We start from the raw sequence: 5,219 nt of genomic DNA on the forward strand, positions 1-5,219 counted from the left end.
GTGCTATTTAGTTTCTTTATAGTTAAATAGTTTTGAATAAACTAAAAAAAAAGATAAAATGAGTACATTACTTCAAAGACCTGAATTTAAGGCTAAATATGATAATTATATTGGAGGGAAATTTATTGCTCCTGTAAATGGGAACTATTTTGATGTTGTTTCACCTGTAGATGGTAAAGTGTATACACAAGCAGCACACTCTAGTAAAGAAGATTTAGAACTTGCCGTAGATCATGCGTATAATGCATTTCAAACTTGGGGTAAAACATCGGTTACAGAACGAAGTAATTTATTGAATAAAATAGCACAAGTTATTGAGGACAATCTTGAATATCTTGCTATTGTTGAAACTATTGACAACGGAAAAGCTATTCGTGAAACTATGGCAGCAGATTTACCCCTTGCTGTAGATCATTTTCGTTACTTTGCAAGTGTAATTAGAGCTGAAGAAAGCACTATTACAGAGCTTGATTCTCAAACGGTTTCTATTGCATTAAGTGAACCTCTAGGAGTTATTGCACAAATTATCCCATGGAATTTCCCTATTCTTATGGCTGTTTGGAAACTCGCTCCTGCACTTGCCGCAGGAAATACTGTAGTTTTGAAACCAGCCGAAAGTACGCCAATTTCAATACTAATCCTTATGGAACTTATTGGTAATTTATTACCAGCTGGAGTTGTAAACATTGTAAACGGATTTGGATCTGAATTGGGTCGTGCCTTGGTAACCAATAAAAAAGTATCAAAAGCAGCATTTACAGGGTCAACACCTACGGGAAGATTAGTCATGCAATATGCTACAGAAAATATTATACCAGTAACATTAGAACTAGGAGGGAAGTCCCCTAATATTTTTATGAAATCTGTAGCTGATGCCGATGATGATTTCTTTGACAAAGCTGTTGAAGGTGCCGTAATGTTTGCATTAAATCAAGGTGAAATATGTACTTGTCCATCCAGATTATTGGTACATGAAGACATTTACGATCAATTTATTGCAAGAGTTATTGAGCGAACCAATGCTATAAAATTAGGTAACCCTCTTGATACAAACACCATGATGGGCGCACAAACTTCATTAGTTCAACAAGAGAAAATTATGGCTTACATTAGACTAGGTATTGAGGAAGGTGCCGTACTATTAGCAGGTGGCGAGGCAAATGAAATGGGTGATGATTTATCTGAGGGGTATTATATCAAGCCTACTTTATTTAAAGGACATAATAAAATGCGCATCTTTCAGGAAGAAATTTTTGGACCTGTACTTGCAATTACCACATTTAAGACTACCGAGGAGGCTATTGCCATAGCAAATGATACTATGTATGGTCTAGGTGCTGGTTTATGGACTCGCGATGCGCATGAAATTTATCAGGTTCCAAGGGCAATTCAAGCAGGTAGAGTTTGGATTAACCAATACCATTCTTATCCAGCTGGTGCGCCTTTTGGAGGCTACAAACAATCTGGAATTGGTAGAGAAAACCACAAAATGATGTTAGGTCACTACCGTCAAACTAAAAATATGCTTATTTCTTACGATAAAAAGAAGTTGGGTTTCTTTTGATAATTTCAATTTTTAATAAACCTCATTTCATTAACAAACCTGGCAGTTCTCTCTGTCAGGTTTTTAAATTAATATAATAAAGATGCAAAAAAGAATAGACGCCACAGAAAAAGCAATTGAATTAATTAAAATTTTAAAAGAAAAACACGGTGATTTGATGTTTTATCAAGCAGGAGGATGTTGCGAGGGTACACAGCCACAATGTTTTGAAAAAGGAGGTTTTTATCAAAGAATGGGTGATGTGTGCATTGGTACGATTGAAAATACAGAATTTTGGGTGGATAAAGATTTATTCGAATATTGGAAACATGCCCACTTTACTTTAGATGTTATTGATGCTTTTGGTGTAGGCGGTTTTTCTTTAGAAACTCCTATGAAAAAAACATTTAAAATTATTTACCGACTCTTTACACCCGAGGAAACTGCTTCTTTAGAACCTGTATTTTTTATTGAATGAATTAATTAACATACAACAATTGGTATTGTTTTGGGGTAATGCCTTCATGTTTTTTAAAAAGTCTTATGAAATAATTACAGTCTTCGAAACCGGAGAGATAACATATTTCGTTGATTTGCATACTCGGGTTTTTTAAAAGTTGTTTGGCACATTTTATCTTTTCGTTTATTATAAATTCAACGGGTGTCATGCCTAATTCTCTTTTGAAAAAACGATAAAAAGACGTTGTACTCATACATGCTTTTTCACTGAGTAGTTTCATACTAAATTTTTCCTTTAAATTTTGTCTTATGAACTCAATAACAGGATTCATAGGATTATTAGTTTGTGAAAATGAGCCTTCACTTACTGCTTTTGCTGTTTGAGTTTGTATAATCCTAATTAATAATTCTTGCAAAGTTAGGTCGGCAAGTGCATCTTTGGTTATAGAGACACTCATACACTCTTTGATCAGTTTGTTGATTGTTGTGGCTAATTCAATATTGTTGTAAAAAAAATAATTTTGATAATTCAATTGCCAGAATTGATTATCACCTTCTTTAGGATACCTTTCGTTTAAAAAGTGCAAAGTATCTGTGATTTTTTTTGGGTCTATCGCCAAAGCTAAACACTGGGTAGGGTTGTTTTATGAAGCTTCTGGAAAATCAATTTTCATAGCCACATTTGATGGAATAACAACTGTTTCGCCTGGTAAATACACAAAACCAGGATCATCAAAAAGGTGCATTACTTTTTTACCTCTCAACATACTAGTAACTACAAAATCATTAAATTGTAATGGTACTGAAGTTGATGTTTCATAGGTTTCAAAAATATTTAATTCACAGTGATTTAGTGAGTAAACAGTTCTGTTTTCTACTAATGTTTTTAAAGATTTTTCACTTGTTAATAGTGGTGGTTGTATTAAAGCTCGATTCGTATTCATATCTTTAAATTTGTTAAAAAACAGAATCTAAATTTACAAAATTAAATAGCTAGTAATTGAAACTTTAACACAATTTAAATAAGTTCCTCTATATGCTTCTTGATGTTGGCAGCAATTTTTGGAGTAGGTAAATCATTTTCATCTGTACCAAAAGGATCCTCTATTTCCTCTGCTATTAATTCTAGACTAGCCAGTACATAAAAGATAAATATTACAACAGGTATAACGTAATACCCTAAACTAAAAGAGTATCCAAAAGGTAAAGTCATTACATAAAAGAATATGAATTTTTTCAAAAAAGCACTGTAAGAATAAGGAATAGGCGTATTTTTTATTCTCTCACAAGCGCCACATATTTCTGTAAATGATTTTACTTCATCGTTTAAAACAATCAATTGATCTCCAGAAATTACATTTGTTTTATAGAGCTCATTTATTTTTTGAAATAATAATTTAGCAACTTGATTCGGTTTGTGTTTTTCATGGTCTATTTCAAATATTGCATCATCAAACAATTCTTTACTAGTTTCTATATCCTTTAGATGCTCATCAAGAACAGTTGCGTACATGGGAATCCATTTTTTAAAGTATTCTAGATCCTCTTTATCAGTAAGCATTACCGAAAGTTTAATGGCAAAATTACGGCTATTATTCACGAGTGAGCCCCATAATTTTCTTCCTTCCCACCATCTATCATAAGCTGTATTAGTCCTAAAAACAAGTAAAAGTGAAATTACAAAACCAAGCATACCGTGCATAATGGTGATGTTCTTTACATAACTGTTGTCACTAAGTTTAAAATATTCAACTTCTAGATATCCAACAAAGCCAGAATAGATACCAATAGCAATCATAACAGGAAACAGTGTCCTAAACGTATCTGCTTTGTGGAATTTAAAAATAAATGTAAACCAATCTTTGGTATTGTATGAAATCATAATACTACTTAAATTTTTTAGAACACTAAATTCCCAGCCAATTCTCTAAGCGCTATTTCTGAGAGTTTTCCCTGGAATTGAGCATTGTTGTAACGCACTTTTGCATTAACATAATTGAGTTGTGCGGTTCTAAATTCTAGCGTTGTTATTGTTCCTATTCTAAATTTATCAAGGGTAATATTTAAATTTTGTTTGGCTATAGCCTCGTTGTTCTCTTCTAGTGTGATCAACTCTAAGTTAGTTAAATACGTTTGATATGTTGTTGCTAATTGGGAGTTGAGAATCAGATTTTGTTGATCAATATTCAATTTGGCATTCTCAACCAGTAATGAAGCTACTTTTTCGTTTCTTCTTTGATTGAATCCATCAAAAATATTTACTGAAGCTGTAAAACCATAATTAAAACCTCGAGACTGTGCTTGAGCCACAAATCCTAAACTAGATTGACTTTCAGAAAAATTATAGGCACTATTCACTCGTATAGTAGGGTATCGTCCTGCTTTTACTTGTTTTAATTCTAATTCAGCAACTCTCTTATTGATTATTTGAGCTTCTAATTGCGGATTTTGCTTTTCTGCCAGTGCCTTTAGTTCAGCTAGTTGCAACAATTTATCGACATCTAATTTATCAATAACTGTAAAGTTTGTTGTAACATCTCTTGCAAGAAGTTGGTTCAAAGCAATTTTACCATTGGCATACAATTCTTTCTGACGCAACAAAGCTACTTGATCCGTGTTTAAATCTACTTGGGCATTCAAAACCTCAAGCTTTGATGCTTTACCAATTGTGAATCTGTTTTGAGCGAGTTGCAATCTTTGGTTTGAGATGACAATCGTAGTGTCTAAGGCAGCAAGTTGTTTTTGTTGTTGCACTAAGTCATAGTAAGCAGCATTTACATCGCTAATTCTAGTAATGATGGCAAGTTTAAGTTGCGCTTCTCCCAGTTTTTGTAACTCTTTTAACTGATCTCTTCTCGCAAACATGCGCATCCCGTCAAAAATGGTCCAATCTAATCCTACCCCGTAGGTTAGGTTGTTATTTTTAGCATTATCTAGTTCGTTTTTTGTTCCATCTTGACGTATTTGTGAACTGTTTTGAACACTATTGTTATCAAGAACATTTACAGTAAGAATTGGCAACATCCCCGCATTTCCTAGAGTTACATTTGTTTTTTGAATTATGGAATTATTGGAAGCAATTTTAATTTCATAATTGTTTTCTAGTGCAATTTTTAATGCATTTTCAAGTGTGAGAACTTCTTGAGCCTCAACTTTTGGTATAAAAAATAACAGTAAAATAAAACTGTACAACAGTATTTTAGTATGTATCATAGGT

The 5,219-nt window shown here is 33.0% G+C and carries 5 protein-coding genes and 1 pseudogene; 2 read left to right on the forward strand and 4 right to left on the reverse strand.

Annotation, left to right across the window (positions count from 1 at the left end; genetic code table 11):
* Positions 1-58: 58 nt before the first annotated feature.
* Both FPG59_RS13670 and FPG59_RS13675 read left to right on the forward strand, forming a co-directional pair.
* Entirely contained in the window at positions 59-1,564 is a 1,506-nt protein-coding gene (locus FPG59_RS13670) for an aldehyde dehydrogenase family protein (protein ID WP_086455142.1), read from the forward strand.
* 82 nt (positions 1,565-1,646) lie between these two features.
* Positions 1,647-2,021 (forward strand): DUF779 domain-containing protein, encoded by a 375-nt coding sequence (locus FPG59_RS13675; protein ID WP_086455143.1) that lies wholly within the window; start codon positions 1,647-1,649, stop codon positions 2,019-2,021.
* Position 2,022: 1 nt separating this feature from the next.
* Here FPG59_RS13675 and FPG59_RS16980 read toward each other — a convergent pair whose 3' ends face one another.
* The 4 genes and pseudogenes from FPG59_RS16980 to FPG59_RS13690 form a co-directional block, all read right to left on the reverse strand.
* The gene (locus tag FPG59_RS16980) at positions 2,023-2,334 is read right to left on the reverse strand and encodes an AraC family transcriptional regulator (RefSeq protein WP_254906709.1); all 312 of its coding nucleotides are present in this window, start codon (positions 2,332-2,334) and stop codon (positions 2,023-2,025) included.
* Between the two features lie 54 nt (positions 2,335-2,388).
* Positions 2,389-2,946 (reverse strand): annotated as a pseudogene (locus FPG59_RS16985) (AraC family transcriptional regulator); the annotation flags it as partial.
* Between the two features lie 74 nt (positions 2,947-3,020).
* Entirely contained in the window at positions 3,021-3,884 is an 864-nt protein-coding gene (locus tag FPG59_RS13685) for a bestrophin family protein (protein ID WP_086455144.1), read from the reverse strand.
* A gap of 17 nt (positions 3,885-3,901) precedes the next feature.
* Positions 3,902-5,212: a TolC family protein gene (locus FPG59_RS13690; RefSeq protein ID WP_086455145.1), complete on the reverse strand. Its 1,311-nt coding sequence runs from the start codon at positions 5,210-5,212 to the stop codon at positions 3,902-3,904.
* Between the last annotated feature and the right edge of the window lie 7 nt (positions 5,213-5,219).

It is taken from the genome of Flavobacterium sp. FPG59 (genome assembly GCF_002150205.1).
Classification (GTDB): Bacteria; Bacteroidota; Bacteroidia; order Flavobacteriales; family Flavobacteriaceae; genus Flavobacterium.

Bases quoted from the DNA above. Each gene is read 5' to 3' on its own strand.
- FPG59_RS16980 (WP_254906709.1), bottom strand. From the start codon at position 2,334: ATGAATCCTGTTATTGAGTTCATAAGACAAAATTTAAAGGAAAAATTT.
- FPG59_RS13685 (WP_086455144.1), bottom strand. From the start codon at position 3,884: ATGATTTCATACAATACCAAAGATTGGTTTACATTTATTTTTAAATTC.
- FPG59_RS13670 (WP_086455142.1), top strand. From the start codon at position 59: ATGAGTACATTACTTCAAAGACCTGAATTTAAGGCTAAATATGATAAT.
- FPG59_RS13675 (WP_086455143.1), top strand. From the start codon at position 1,647: ATGCAAAAAAGAATAGACGCCACAGAAAAAGCAATTGAATTAATTAAA.